This is a genomic window from Methylobacterium brachiatum (genome assembly GCF_020523825.1).
GTDB classification, from domain to species: Bacteria; Pseudomonadota; Alphaproteobacteria; order Rhizobiales; family Beijerinckiaceae; genus Methylobacterium; species Methylobacterium brachiatum.
Genome location: NZ_JAJALK010000001.1, coordinates 586,209 through 600,522, shown reverse-complemented (window position 1 = coordinate 600,522; position 14,314 = coordinate 586,209). Strand labels below are relative to the sequence as shown.

Sequence of the window (14,314 nt, the reverse complement as noted above, 5' to 3'; positions counted from 1 at the left end):
GGCCCGCGGTGTAAGGCGTTCCCGATGAGAAGCATCGACGCGCCGGAGGCGACGCCCGCCCCCCTCGCCCCCCCGTCCGCGCGGCGCGCGCCCGCGCCCGAACTGTCCCAGGCCCGGGCCTGGATCATCACCGACGGCAAGGCCGGCGACGAGAACCAGTGCGTCGGCATCGCCGAGACCCTCGGCGTCCCGTTCGAGATCCGCCAGGTCCCGGCCGCCGGCCCGTTCGGCTGGGTCGCCCCCTGGGGCCCGATCGACCCGCGCGAGAGCCCGCGTCGCCGCAACGGCGCCCTGTCGGGGCCCTATCCCGACCTTCTGATCGCCTCGGGCCGCAGGGCGGTGCCCTATCTCCGGGCGCTACGCCGCGCGACCGAGGGCCGGACCTTCACGGCCTTCCTCAAGGATCCCCGGACCGGGGCGGACAGCGCCGACTTCATCTGGGTGCCGGATTACGACGACCTGCGCGGCCCCAACGTCTTCACGACCCTGACCGCGCCGCATCTCGTCACCGCGGCCCGTCTGGCCGCGGCCCGGGCCAATCCGGATCCGCGGCTCGCCAGCCTTGACGGTCCGCGGGTGGCGGTGCTGGTCGGCGGCGACAGCCGGCATCTGAGCTACCGCAAGACCGACATGCAGCGCCTCGTGGGCGAGCTGCGCAGCCTGATCGACCAGGGCTGCCGGCTGATGGTGACGATCTCCCGCCGGACGCCCAACCCGCTGCGCGACGCGGTCAAGACGCTGACCGCCGAGACCGGGGGCTTCCTGTGGGACGGCACCGGCGACAATCCCTACGTCGCCATGCTCGCGCTCGCCGAGGCGATCGTGGTCACGTCGGATTCGGCGAACATGGTGAGCGAGGCGGTGGCGACCGGCGCCCCGGTCCTGCTGTTCGACCTGCCGCGCACCTATATCCGGCATCGGCGGATGTTCGCCGGCCTGGCGATCGCCGGCGCGCTGCGGCCGTTCACCGGTCGCTTAGTGGATCTGCCGTACAAGCCGATCGACGCGACCCCGGTGATAGCCGAGGCGCTGGCCAAGGCTTACGCCGCGCACCGTGCGGCGGCCTCGACCAGCGGACCGACCTGAAGGGAACGAGAGAGATGGCCCACACGCATGCCAAGCTCGTGATCGTCGGATCCGGTCCGGCCGGTTACACGGCGGCGATCTACGCGGCCCGCGCGATGGTCGAGCCACTGCTGATCTCCGGCTTCCAGCCCGGCGGCCAGCTCATGATCACCACCGATGTCGAGAATTATCCGGGCTTCGCCGAGGCGATCCAGGGCCCCTGGCTCATGGAGCAGATGCGGCTGCAGGCCGAGCATGTCGGCACCAAGATCGTCTCCGAATACATCACTGCGGTCGATCTGAAGCAGCGGCCGTTCCGGCTCGAGGCGGATTCCGGCGAGACCTATTCCTGCGACGCGCTGATCATCGCCACCGGCGCCCAGGCGAAGTGGCTCGGCCTGCCCTCCGAGGCGGCGTTTCAGGGCGGCGGCGTCTCGGCCTGCGCGACCTGCGACGGCTTCTTCTTCCGCGGCAAGGAGGTCGTGGTCGTCGGCGGCGGCAACACAGCCGTCGAGGAAGCGCTCTACCTCGCCAACATCGCCAAGAAGGTCACGGTCGTGCACCGCCGGGACAGCTTCCGGGCCGAGCGGATTTTGCAGGAGCGCCTGTTTAAGCATCCCAACGTCGAGGTGCTGTGGCACCGCGAGGTCGCCGAGATCTGCGGCGTCCAGAAGCCGGCCCCCACGGTCACCCACATCCGGCTCAAGGACCCGCGCACGGGGGAGATCAGCGAGGTGCCGGCCGATGGCGTGTTCGTGGCGATCGGCCACCAGCCCGCGACGGCGATCTTCGAGGGCCAGCTCCCCATGCGCCACGGTGGCTACCTGTCGGTGAAGCCCGGCACCACCGAGACCGAGATCCCGGGCGTGTTCGCGGCGGGCGACGTCACCGACGACGTCTACCGGCAGGCGATCACGGCGGCCGGCATGGGCTGCATGGCTGCGCTGGAAGCCGAGAAATTTCTCGCCAATCTGGAGATCGGCGAGACCCCGGTTCAGGCCGCCGCGGCCGAGTGAGACCACGCAGCGCGGGCCGCACCGCGCTGTTGGACGAAAGTCCTGTCAACAACTTCGCGATCTGAGTGCTTGCGTCCGACCATGCGCCGGGCGCATAGGGGTTCTGACCGGGCAGGGCTGCAATCGTTGCATGCCCCTGCGGCGCCGGCCGCGTCCCCTTGGGGTCGGCCGCCCACGCATCGCCCGGTGCTCGCCTGATGCCGAGAGGGCTCTTTCCGAGCCGCGGATCGGGTGCGGATTCGCGGTGGTGGGGGTTCTCGCCTTGGATTGGGACAAGATCCGGATCTTCCTGAACGTCGCAGAGGCGGGCAGCTTCACCAAGGCGGGCGACGATATCGGCCTCAGCCAGTCGGCGGTGAGCCGCCAGATCAGCGCCCTGGAGCGCGAGCTGAAGGCGCCCCTGTTCCACCGCCACGCCCGCGGCCTGATCCTGACCGAGCAGGGCGACCTGCTGTTCCGGGCGGCCCGGGACATGAAGCTGCGCCTGGAGAACACCCGGGCACGCCTCGTCGAGACCTCCGAGCGGCCGACCGGCGATCTCAAGGTGACCACCACGGTGGGGCTCGGCACCTCGTGGCTGTCCCAGCGGGTCGGCGAGTTCCTCGACCTCTACCCGGATGTCCGGATCGAGCTGATCCTCACCAATGAGGAGCTGGATCTCGCCATGCGCGAGGCCGACGTGGCGATCCGCATGCGCCGCCCGGCCCAGCCGGACCTGATCCAGCGCCGGCTGTTCACCGTGCATTACCACGCCTTCGCGAGCGTCGATTACGTCAAGCGCTTCGGCGAGCCCAAGACGATCGAGGAGCTCGACGACCACCGCCTGGTCTCATTCGGCGGCAACGAGCCCTCCTACCTGCTGGCGGCCCATTGGTTGGCCGATGCCGGGCGCGAGGGCCGCGACCGCCGCAGCGTCCACCTGACGGTGAACAATATCGGCGCGCTCCAGCGGGCCATGGAGGCCGGCGCCGGCATCGGTATCCTGCCGGACTACGCGGTCGACGGCGACCACCAGCTCACCCAGGTCCTGCGCGACACCGAGATGCCGAGCCTGGAGAGCTATCTGGTCTATGCGGAAGAGATGCGCTCGGTCGCCCGGGTGCAGGCGTTCCGCGACTTCCTGGTCTCGAAGGCACAGCGCTGGACCTACTGAGCATCCGATGCTCGACTCCGGTCTTTCCACGGAGACGAATCGATGCGCGCACCCCTTCTCGTCCTGACCCTCATCGCCGGGACCTCCGGCGCGATGGCGGACGATTGCGCGGAAGCCTGGTACCAGCGCAACCTGATCTACAAGCAGGCCGGCTACTGCTTCCGCAGCCAACGGGCGATCCGCACCTTCGGCAACACGGATTGCCGCTACGACGTGACGGACCGCATACCGCTCTCGCGTCAGGAACAGGCCACCGTGGCGGAGCTGCAGGCCTTCGAGCGGGCGCATGCCTGCCCGCAATAGAGCGCGCTTCGCAGAGCGGCGTACCGGTTCGGCGTGAGCGGTCGCGTGGCCGCGAAGGAGCTGAGCCATGCCCGATCGGGCATGGCTCGACGGTGGCGGGCGGCGCTCGCGCTCAGACGAACAGGCGCTCGCCTTCCAGCCCCTTGTACAGCCCGGCGACCTGCTCGCCGTAGCCGTTGTAGATCAGAGTGGGCACCCGCTCGTCGGTGCCCAGCACGCGCTCCGAAGCCTGGCTCCAGCGCGGATGCGGCACCGCCGGGTTCACGTTGGCCCAGAACCCGTATTCGGAGGCCTGCAGCCCCTCCCAGAACGTCTTGGGGCGCTCGGCGGTGAACGAGACCTTCACCAGCGATTTCGCCGACTTGAACCCGTATTTCCACGGCACCGCGACGCGGATCGGCGCGCCGAACTGGTTCGGCAGCGGCTTGCCGTAGATTCCGGTGACCATGAAGGCGAGGTCGTTGCCGGCCTCGGCCAGGGTCAGCCCCTCGGTATAGGGCCAGGGATAGAAGAACGCTCGCTGACCCGGCGCCATCGCCTTGTCCATGAAGGTCTCGAAGCGGATGTATTTCGCCCCCGATGTCGGCTTGGCGAGCGCCACGAGCTTCGACAGGGGGAAGCCGGTCCACGGCACCGACATCGACCACGCCTCGACGCAGCGGTGGCGGTAGAGCCGCTCCTCCAGGCCGACCTTCCGGATCAGGTCGTCGACGCCGATCTCGAACGGCTTCTCCACCAGGCCATCGATCTTCAGGGTCCAGGGCTGGGTCTTGAGCGCGTTGGCAGCCGGCAGCACCGTCTTGGACGTGCCGAACTCGTAGAAGTTGTTGTAGTCCGCGCTAAACCGCTCGGGCGTCACGGGCCGGTCCAGCGTGTAGGCGGGATTGCGCGGCGCCGGATAGAGCGGCCCGTCACCCGCAGCCGCGAAGGCGGACCGGCCGCCCAGCACCGAGCCGGCGGCGAGACCGGCGGCGGCACCGATCAGCGCGCGGCGGTTGAAGAACACGGCCTCGGACGTGGCCTGACTCTCCGGGATCTCCCACCCGCGCCTGCTCCGGATCAACATCGCCATCTCCTCGCCTGTCCCGCGGCAACAGCCCACAGATCGGCCCGGGCCGACAGGGGCGCAAGCGCCGCAGCCTCACCCTTCGGCGATCGGGACCGGGCGGTTACGTGCGCGGCCGACGACGATCCGCCGCGGGCGCCCTCAACCGGGGGGCGTCTCGTCGCGCAGGACTCGGCGCAGGACCTTGCCGACATTGGTCTTGGGCAGCGTGTCGTGCAGCACCACCCGGCGGGGCACCTTGTAGCCGGTGAGCTGGGTCCGGGCATGCGCCCGAAGGGCGTCGGTCGAGACCTCCGGATCCTTCATGACCACGTGGGCCACGACCATCTCGCCGGTCTCCTCGCTCGGGGCGCCGACGACCGCGCATTCGAGCACCCCGGGATGGGCGGCCAGCACCTCCTCGACCTCGTTCGGGTAGACGTTGAACCCGGAGACGAGGATCATGTCCTTCATCCGGTCGACGATCTTGATCTGGCCGTCGGGCTCCATCACGGCGACGTCGCCGGTGCGGAAGAAGCCGTCCGCCGTCATCGCCCGCGCGGTCTCCTCCGGCCGGTTCCAGTAGCCGCGCATCACCTGCGGGCCGCGCACGCAGATCTCGCCGGGCTGGCCCGCCGGCACCGGCTTGCCGGCGGCGTCGCGGATCGAGACCTCGGTGGACGGGAACGGGTAACCGATCGTCCCGGAGAATTCCTTGATCCCGGGCGGGTTGGCGCTCACCACCGGGGAGGTCTCCGACAGGCCGTAACCCTCCAGGATCGTGTTGCCGGTGAGCGCCTTCCAGCGCTCCGCAACCGGCCGCTGCACCGCCGTCCCGCCGCCGACCACGAAGTCGAGGTGGGAGAAGTCGACCGTGTGGATCTTCGGGTGGTTGATCAGCACGTTGAACAGGGTGTTCACGCCCATCAGATGCGTGAAGCGGTGACGGCTCAAGGTCTTCACCATGCCGTCGCAGTCGCGCGGGTTGGGGATCAGCAGGCAGGACCCGCCATTGCGCATGAACTGGAAGAAGCAGGCCGTCAGCGCGAAGATGTGGTAGAGCGGCAGGGCCGTGACGGCGCAGCGAAGGATGCTCGGATCCTTCGAATTGAAGAACAGCTGCGACTGCTCGACATTGGCCATGACGTTGCGGTGGGTCAGCATCGCCGCCTTGGCGACCCCCGTGGTCCCGCCGGTATATTGCAGGAAGGCCAGATCCTCGGGATCGACCGGCATCGAGGCGTGCGGCATGCCGCTGCCCCGGCGCAGGGCGGTCATGAACGGCAGCGCGAGGCCGTCGGGCAGCCGGAACGGCGGCACGGCCTTGCGCACGTGCCGGCTGGCGAGGTTGATCACCTGCCCCTTGAGCCCGAGCCCGTCGCCCGGCCCGACCAGCAGGACGCGCTCGAGCGTGACATCCGCCAGCGCTCCCGCGACGGTGGCACCGAAATTCTCCAGCACGATCAGGAACCGCGCCCCGGAATCGTTGATCTGCTGGGCGAATTCCCGGGGCGTGTAGAGCGGGTTGACGTTGACCACGGTTCCGCCGGCCGAGAGCACGCCGAACAGGGCCACCGCGTAGGCCGGGACGTTCGGCAGCATGATCGCGACGCGGTCGCCCTTCGCCAGCCCCTGGGCGCGCAGCCAGGCCGCGAGGGCGCGGGCCTGCTTGCCCATGGTGGCGTAGGTCAGGGTCGAGCCGAAGCACAGGATCGCCGGGCGGTCGGCGAAGTCCGCAACGCTGGTCTCGAACAGGTCGACCAGGGTGCCGAGGCTCTCGACGTCGATCTCCGCCGGGACCCCGGGCGGGTAAGACGAGAGCCATGGCCGGGGCGTCAGGTTCGCGAAGGCGGGATCCGGCTCGGATTCATGCCGGCGTGCCGCCGTGCCCTGCTCGATCAAGCTGGCCTCGCGCATCGCGTCGTCTCCCGCGGGCACGGCTCTCGACGGCCGCGTCCCGTCCCTACGCAGAACCGCCCGACTGTGGGCGAACGGGCGGCCACTAGCAAGGCAGGCCCCTCAGGCCTGCCGACGAAGCGGGCGCAATGTCGTGAGCGCGGCGTGCGGCAGCGCGGCGACAATCAGCAGCAGCGCCGCGAGGCCCGCCTCGGCGGGGCGGAAGGCCCGATGCGGCCAGGGACCGAGGCCGAGATCGCCGGCGAGCCCGATCACGCAGGCGCCGAACCACAGCGCCAGGAAGGCCAGCGCGCCGGCTCCGATTCGCCGGAGCCGCGGACGCAGCGGCCGGTTGGCGAGCAGGGCGAACAGGCCGAGGATCCCGCCGAAGATCGCCGCAGCCACGCCGGCGCCGAGCCCGTAGGCCAGCCACAGGGGCTGGTGCGTCAGGAACGCCATCCCGCCGGTGGCGAAGCCGCCACGCAGGATCAGGCCGCCGAATGTCGGGTAGAGGCCGACCAGCGCGAGGATTGTCGCGCCGGCCGCGCCGAACAGGATCCTTCGCGGTACGGAGGCCGGCCCGGGACCGGCCGCGACCGCGACCAGATGCGCAATCCCGTAGACGAGCGCGAAGGCGAAGAGCGGATAGCGGGTGATGAAATAGCCGTAGATCCAGGGCTCGAACGCCTCCGGCACCGCCGAGCGTTGGCTGAAGCCGGTGAGGGCCACCAGCGCCAGCGCGGCGAGCATGGCCAGGATCGGGATCGCGGCGAGGATCTTTTTTGTAGTTATCACAGCTACTTGCGTTCGGTTGCGCGTGACGCCCCCGCTCCACGAAGCTTGATCAAAATTCCTCAAACCCACCCCCTCATCCTGAGGCGTGAGCGAAGCGAGCCTTGAAGGAGCCCTCCAATCTTCTCGCGATCCCTGGAGGGCTCCTTCGAGGGCGCCGCTTTGCGTCGCCACCTCAGGATGAGGGGGGTGGGTGGGGCGGACGCGAATTAAGACCGAGCCCGCCATATCGTCTCCCGCGGGCGCGGTATCGTCGCGCCCGCGCTCCGTCTCACCGCGCCTCGTAATGGTCCCGGACCAGCCGGTCGAGCAGGCGCACGCCCCAGCCGGCGCCCCAGCTGCGGTTGATCTCGCTGGCGTTCGACGACATCGCCACGCCCGCGATGTCGAGATGGGCCCACGGCACCTCCTCGACGTAGCGCTTGATGAACGAGGCCGCGGTGGCGGCGCCGCCGTGGCGGCCGCCGGTGTTCTTCATGTCGGCGAACTTGGAATCGATCGCCTTGTCGTAGGCGGGGATCAGCGGCATCCGCCAAACCTTCTCGCCGGTGGCCTCGCCGGCCGCGTTGATGTTGGCGGCGAGCGCGTCGTCGTTGGAGAACATCCCGGCGATGTCCTGGCCAAGCGCCACGATGATCGCCCCGGTCAGGGTCGCGAGATCGACCATCGCCTTCGGCTTGGCGCTGCGGACCACATGCGTGATCACGTCGGCCAGCACGAGGCGGCCTTCCGCGTCGGTGTTAATCACCTCGATGGTCTGGCCGGACATGGAGGTGATGATGTCGGAGGGGCGGTAGGAGCCGCCGTCCGGCATGTTCTCGACGATGCCGATGGCGCCGACGACGTTGCAGCGGGCCTTGCGGGATGCGAGCGCGTGGAGCGCGCCGACCACGGCGGCCGCGCCGCCCATGTCGCCCTTCATGTCCTCCATGCCGCCGCCGGGCTTGATCGAGACTCCACCGGAATCGAACACCACCCCCTTGCCGATAAAGGCGACGGGCGCCTCGCCGGCCGGGCCGCCATTCCAGCGCATGATCACGACCCGCGGCTCGCGGACCGAGCCCTGGGCCACGGCGAGCAGCGCGCCCATGCCGAGCTCGCGCATCTTGGCCGGCTCCAGCACCTCGATCTCGACCCCGAGCTTCGACAGCTCTGCGGCGCGCCGGGCGAATTCCTCCGGAAAGAGCACGTTCGGCGGCTCGTTCACGAGGTCGCGGGCCAGGATCACGCCCTCGGACAGGGTCCGGGCGGCCTCACCTTCGCGCGATGCGGTGCCGTGCTCGGCGAGCAGCAAGGTGAGCGTGGTGCGGCTCTTGTCCTCGGCGTCGGGCTTCTTCTTGGTCTTGTAGCGGTCGAACGTGTAGCTGCGCAGGCGCGCGCCCAGGGCGAACTCGCCGGCCTGCGCGGCGCCGACCGTCGCGCCCGGCCAGTCGAGCATCACCCGGGCCGTGCGGCCCGAGACCTTGCCGGCGGTGAAGCCGCCGAGCGCCGACCAGTCGGTCTTGGCCCGGTCCTTCTCGGAGCCGAGCCCGACCACCACCAGCCGGTCGGCGCTGACGCCGGCGGGGGCCGGCAGGCTCATGGCGCTGAGCGAGCGGCCCTTGAACTTCTCCGAGGCGGCGGCCTTGGCGACGAGGTCGGCGCCCGCGCTGCCGAGCGCCGCGCGCGCCGCCGATCCGAGGGCGAGGTCGTCGCCGACGAACACCACGAGATCGCCCGCTCCCCCCGGACCCTGGCCGCTCTGCTCCAGGGGGCCGAAACCGATCTCGATACCGTCCGCCATACCCGTCGCCCTGCCCGCCGTTCCGCAGATTTCGAGGCGCCCAAACCGGATCGCAGGGCGCAATCCGCTCTGTGTAGCCGCTGAGGCGGCAAACGCAACGCGGCGCAGCAGCCCTGGAATCGCCCCTTTTGTCGGTTCCCTGGCCCTTGAGGGCGCGAGAGGACGGGCGGAACTGCCGGGCCAATGAGGCAGATCGAGCGCTACATCTTTCGGATCGCCCTGGGCGCCAGCCTCGCCTGCCTGATCGGCCTCACCGGCACGATCTGGCTGACGCAGGCTCTGCGCGAGCTCGATCTCGTGACCGCCAAGGGGCAGACGCTCCTGGTCTTCCTGTTCGTGACCGGCCTGTCGCTGCCGACGCTGGTGGTGGTGATCGCCCCGGTGGCGCTGTTCATCGGCACCGTCTACGCGCTGAACAAGCTCAACGGCGATTCCGAGCTGATCGTGATGTCGGCGGCCGGCATGCCGCCCCGCGCGCTGCTGCGGCCATTCCTGACGCTGGCGCTGTTCGTGAGTTTCCTGGTGGGCTTCCTCGTCCTGGTGGTGATGCCCGCGAGCTTCCAGGAGTTGCGCGACGTGATCACCCGGGTCCGGGGCGACTTCATCGCGAACGTCGTCAAGGAGGGTCAGTTCACCCAGCTCGACAACGGCATCACCTTCCATTTCCGCGAGCGCGGGCCCGGCGGCGTGCTCAAGGGCCTGTTCATCCAGGACCGGCGCGAGGCGGGGAAGACCAAGGTCTACCTCGCCGATCGCGGCATTGCGGCCGATATCGACGGGCAGAGCTTCCTAATCCTGGAGAACGGCAGCGTCCACCAGCAGCAGAAGGAGTCGCGGGATTCCTCGATCCTGACCTTCGAGCGCTACACGATCGATCTGGCAGCCTTCGCGCCCCCGGATTCCGACACGATCTACAAGCCGCGCGAGCGCTCGACCGCCCAGCTCCTGTTCCCCGACCAGACCGAGGGCTACTACAAGCTCCAGAAGGGCCGGTTCCGGGCCGAGCTGCACGATCGGCTCTCGGCCTGCCTCTACCCGCTGGCGCTCGTCTTCATCGCCTTCGCGGCGCTCGGCGATCCCCGCACCACCCGCCAGGGCCGCGGGCTCGCAGTCGCGGGCGCGATCCTGGCCGTGGTCGGCTTGCGGATCGCGGGCTTCGCCGCGGTGAGCGCCGCCGCGCGCAGCGCCGGGGCGGTGGCGGCGATCTACGGCGTGCCGATCCTGGCGATCGCCCTCTCCAGCCTGCTGATCTTCTTCGGGCCGCGGGTGCGCGCCTTCAACGCCGCGCTGGCGGGGGCCCTGCGCGCCCTGTTCCGCGCCCCGCGCCTCGCCTCGGCACGCTGAGCCTCCGATGCTGATCGGTCCGACCCTCGGGCGCTACTTCGCCGCCCGGTTCGCCCGCACGGTGCTCGGCGTCTTCGTCACCGTCTTCGCGCTCGTCTACACCCTCGACTTCGTCGAGCTGCTGCGCCGCGCCGGCGAGGCCGAGGGCGCCTCCACCGGGCTGATGGCCCTGCTCTCGCTCTACCGCACCCCGGCCGTGGCCGAGGGCGTGCTGCCCTTCGCGGTCCTGTTCGGCTCGATGGCCGCCCTGCTCCAGCTCTCGCGCAAGCTGGAGCTGGTGGTCGCCCGGGCGGCCGGGATCTCGGCCTGGCAGTTCCTGCAGCCCGGCTTCTTCGTCGCCCTGGCGCTCGGCGCGATGGCGGTCGGGATCTACAACCCGGTCTCGGCCCTGCTGAAGCAGCGCTCCACCGAGATCGAGGCCAAGATCTTCGCGAAATCGACCAAGGCGTCCTCCGGCAAGGACCTGTGGATCCGCCAGCGCGGCCTCGACGGCGAGGCGATCATCCGGGCCGAGACCGCCGTCGAGGGCACCACCACCCTGGCCGGCGTCTCGGTCTTCACCTTCGACGCGGCCGGCAAGTTCGCCGAGCAGATCGTGGCGGCGCGGGCGACCCTCCACGACGGCTATTGGGAGCTCTCGGACGTGCGCCTCCTGGCGCCGGACGCGCCGCCTGAGTCGTTCGACACCTACCTGATCGCCTCGAACCTCGATCCCGGGCAGGTCCGGCAGCGCTTCACCCCCCCGGAATCTGTGCCTTTCTGGCAACTTCCCACAACCATCGCACGGACCGAGCGGGCCGGTCTCGACGCCACCCGATACCGTCTTCAGTACGATGTCCTGTGGGCTCGACCGGTCCTGTTCCTGGCGATGGTGATCGTCGCCGCAACCGTTTCCTTACGGTTCTTCCGCTTTGGTGGGGTCGGTAAACTCGTCCTCGGCGGCGTCGCGGCGGGCTTCGCGCTCTACGTGGTCCGACAGGTCATGGAAGGGCTCGGGGCGTCCGGACTCGTCGCCGCACCGGTGGCGGCCTGGTTCCCGGCCGTGGTAGGCAGTCTTCTCGGTACGCTTACGCTTCTGTACCAGGAAGACGGCTGACGCCCGTGATCCATCGCGGGACGGGAGACGGGTGTGTGAGGTTGGTGGCGGATCACGTCACAGGGGTTGGGTCGCGCGTTGCGTAAGGTCGCCCACATCCTGCGGAAGACGGCCCTCCTGGCTGCGCTGGCATTCGCCGCGCCGCTGGCCGGGGGCGTCTCGGCGCATGCCCAGGGGATGGCCGCGCCCAAGCTCGGCAATTCTGGTGGGAAGCTGCCGGGCGACAAGCTGTTGGTCGAGGCCAACGAGCTGATCTACGACAACGACCACAACACCGTGACCGCGCGTGGCAACGCCGAGCTGCATTTCGGCCCGCGGACCCTGCAGGCCGACAGCGTGCGCTACGACCGCGCCAGCGGCCGGGTCTTCGCCCAGGGCAATGTCCGCCTCACCGAGGCCGATGGCGGCGTCGTGACCGGCGAGCGCATGGAGCTGAGCGATGACTTCAAGACCGGCTTCGTCGACGCGTTCCGCGGCCAGCAGACCGTCGAACGGCGCGCCGAGACAGTGCGGACGCGCTTCTCCGCCCCCCGGGCCGAGCGCCTGAACGGCGAGCAGACCAGCTTCGAGGCTGGCAGCTACACCGCCTGCGAGCCGTGCAAGGACAATCCGGAGACGCCGCCGCTCTGGCAGATCCGCGCCAAGAAGATCATCCACGACAACGAGACCCACACGATCTACTTCGACGATTCCACCCTGGAGATCGCCGGGATCCCGGTCGCGTACCTGCCGTATTTCGAGGCCGCCGACCCGACGGTGAAGCGCAAGACCGGCTTCCTGACGCCGCGCTTCATCTCGACCACGGCGTTGGGCCGGGGCGTGTCGCTGCCGTACTTCATCAACCTCGCGCCGAACTACGACCTGACGATCACCCCGACCCTGCTGAGCCGCCAGGGCGTGCTCGGCCAGGCGGAGTTCCGCCAGCGGATCGACAACGGCTTCTACAACATCCGCCTGTCGGGCATCTCGCAGACGACGCCCTCCGCCTTCCTGCCGAGCCCGCTCGGCGCCGGCGAGCGCGACTTCCGCGGCTCTGTGGAATCGCAGGGGCGGTTCTACATCAACGACCGCTGGCGCACCGGCTGGGACCTCGTCGGCGTCACCGACAAGTGGTTCCTCGACAATTACCGGATCCGCAACCAGAACATCACCACGGATTATTTCCGCGAGGCGACCTCGACGGCCTACCTCGTCGGCCAGGGCGACCGGTCGTGGTTCGAGGCGCGCGGCTACTACTTCAAGGGCCTGTCGAGCTTCGACTGGCAGAAGCAGCAGCCGATCGTCGCCCCGGTGATCGACTACGACAAGCGGATCAACGGCCCGGCCGAGATCGGCGGCGAGGTCCGGTTCCAGGCCAACATCACCAGCCTGACCCGCGAGACCACCCAGTTCCAGGGCCTGCCGCGCACCTCGAGCTACCTGTTCTCGCCCAGCGTGAACGGCGTCAGCTTCCCGCTCTACCAGACCTGCACGGTGTTCCAGCGCGGCCTGTGCTCGATCGATGGGCTCGCCGGCACCAACACCCGCGCCTCGGCGGAGCTGTCCTGGCGCCGGAGCTTCATCGACGAGTGGGGCCAGAAGTTCACGCCGTTCGCGTATCTGCGCACCGACGCGTTCTTCACCAACCCGAGCTTCTCCGGCTACCAGAACGACCTCGCCCCCCAGGTCGCCAAGATCGACGACGGCTTCGCCGGCCGGGTGATGCCGGCGGTCGGGCTCGATTACCGCTACCCGTTCGTCGCCAATTTCGGCGCGCTGGGCGTCCACACCCTGGAGCCGATCGGCCAGATCATCGCGCGCCCGTCCGAGACGCGGATCGGCCGCCTGCCGAACGAGGACGCCCAGAGCCTGGTGTTCGACGACACCTCGCTGTTCGAGTGGGACAAGTTCTCGGGCTACGACCGGGCCGAGGGCGGCGTCCGCACCAATCTCGGCGGCCAGTATTCCGTCGTCACCCCGTCCGGCTGGTACACCAACATCATGTTCGGCGAGTCCATCCAGCTCGCCGGCGTGAACTCGTTCCGCCGGGGCGACATCGCCAATGTCGGCCTGGATTCCGGGCTCGAGACCCGGCGCTCCGACTTCGTCGGGCGGTTCCAGGTCTCCCCGAACCAGAACATCACCTTCATCACCCGGGCGCGGTTCGACCAGTCGGACTTCCACGTCGCCCGGCTCGAGACCGGCGCCACGGCGCGGTTCGCGCCGTTCCTGCCGCTCACGGTCTCGGCCTTCTATTCGTATTACGAGGCGCAGCCGCTGCTCGGCTACAGCCACTACCGCGAGGGTGTGACCGCCACCGCCACCTACAACATCACCCCGAACTGGTTCGTCTCGGGCTCGCTGCTGGTGGACCTCACGCACTATCTCGACGTGCGCAACACCTACACGGACGCCCTGTCGGCCTACCTGTCCAACCCGATCGGGACGGTGCCGACCTACCAGAATCCCGGCCGGTTCTACCTCTCGGGCGCGAGTTTCGGCGGCGGCTACCAGGACGAGTGCACCACCGTCTCGCTGAACTACATCAACTCCCCGATCGCCACCGCCACCGGCGTGCGCGAGCGCAACCAGACCGTGCTGCTCCGGGTCGAGCTGAAGACGCTGGGCGAGGCGGATCTCCGCCAGAACGTCGGCACCGCCACCACCGCGGACGGCATCGCCACGGTGCGGTAGTTTTTCGGGATTTTTCGGGGAGCCCGCTCAACGGCAGGCTTCGCACCTGAAAACCCGCCTTTCCGCTCACACAGCGACGGGACTGTCTCGTTTCCGGATGTAACGCGGGTCCCCTCTCCCGTGCGGGAGAGGGACAGGGTGAGGGACC

Annotated in this window: 11 protein-coding genes; 7 read left to right on the top strand and 4 right to left on the bottom strand. The window is 69.3% G+C overall.

Translation table 11 applies throughout. The features are described 5' to 3' along the window. The first annotated feature begins 24 nt into the window (after window positions 1–24). From LGR69_RS02890 to LGR69_RS02875, 4 genes are all read left to right on the top strand, one after another. A complete protein-coding gene (locus LGR69_RS02890; RefSeq protein WP_007567782.1) occupies window positions 25–1,086 on the top strand; it encodes a mitochondrial fission ELM1 family protein in 1,062 nt (353 codons plus the stop codon). A 14-nt stretch (window positions 1,087–1,100) separates the two neighbouring features. Continuing rightward, window positions 1,101–2,081, top strand: coding sequence for a thioredoxin-disulfide reductase (trxB, locus tag LGR69_RS02885; RefSeq protein ID WP_230365112.1), 981 nt, complete (start codon window positions 1,101–1,103; stop codon window positions 2,079–2,081). Window positions 2,082–2,343: 262 nt separating this feature from the next. After that, window positions 2,344–3,234 (top strand): LysR family transcriptional regulator, encoded by an 891-nt coding sequence (locus tag LGR69_RS02880; protein ID WP_039904094.1) that lies wholly within the window; start codon window positions 2,344–2,346, stop codon window positions 3,232–3,234. Window positions 3,235–3,276: 42 nt separating this feature from the next. Next, window positions 3,277–3,537 (top strand): YARHG domain-containing protein, encoded by a 261-nt coding sequence (locus tag LGR69_RS02875; RefSeq protein ID WP_230365111.1) that lies wholly within the window; start codon window positions 3,277–3,279, stop codon window positions 3,535–3,537. A 112-nt stretch (window positions 3,538–3,649) separates the two neighbouring features. Here the strand turns inward: LGR69_RS02875 and msrP are convergent, their stop codons facing one another. From msrP to LGR69_RS02855, 4 genes are all read right to left on the bottom strand, one after another. Further along, complete coding sequence (gene msrP / locus LGR69_RS02870; RefSeq protein WP_230365110.1) at window positions 3,650–4,603, bottom strand: protein-methionine-sulfoxide reductase catalytic subunit MsrP; 954 nt, start codon at window positions 4,601–4,603, stop codon at window positions 3,650–3,652. A gap of 141 nt (window positions 4,604–4,744) precedes the next feature. Then, window positions 4,745–6,499, bottom strand: coding sequence for an AMP-binding protein (locus LGR69_RS02865; protein ID WP_230365109.1), 1,755 nt, complete (start codon window positions 6,497–6,499; stop codon window positions 4,745–4,747). Window positions 6,500–6,601: 102 nt separating this feature from the next. Continuing rightward, window positions 6,602–7,273, bottom strand: coding sequence for a hypothetical protein (locus LGR69_RS02860; protein WP_230365108.1), 672 nt, complete (start codon window positions 7,271–7,273; stop codon window positions 6,602–6,604). Window positions 7,274–7,541: 268 nt separating this feature from the next. Beyond that, on the bottom strand, window positions 7,542–9,053 hold the full coding sequence (locus LGR69_RS02855) for a leucyl aminopeptidase (RefSeq protein WP_230365107.1): 1,512 nt from the start codon (window positions 9,051–9,053) through the stop codon (window positions 7,542–7,544). A gap of 183 nt (window positions 9,054–9,236) precedes the next feature. On the opposite strand from LGR69_RS02855, the gene lptF reads away from it, so the two are divergent. The 3 genes from lptF (at window position 9,237) to LGR69_RS02840 (ending at window position 14,166) form a co-directional block, all read left to right on the top strand. After that, on the top strand, window positions 9,237–10,397 hold the full coding sequence (lptF, locus tag LGR69_RS02850) for an LPS export ABC transporter permease LptF (RefSeq protein ID WP_007567816.1): 1,161 nt from the start codon (window positions 9,237–9,239) through the stop codon (window positions 10,395–10,397). A gap of 7 nt (window positions 10,398–10,404) precedes the next feature. Beyond that, complete coding sequence (gene lptG / locus LGR69_RS02845; protein ID WP_007567817.1) at window positions 10,405–11,493, top strand: LPS export ABC transporter permease LptG; 1,089 nt, start codon at window positions 10,405–10,407, stop codon at window positions 11,491–11,493. Window positions 11,494–11,571: 78 nt separating this feature from the next. Beyond that, complete coding sequence (locus LGR69_RS02840; RefSeq protein ID WP_230365106.1) at window positions 11,572–14,166, top strand: LPS-assembly protein LptD; 2,595 nt, start codon at window positions 11,572–11,574, stop codon at window positions 14,164–14,166. Window positions 14,167–14,314 lie beyond the last annotated feature (148 nt).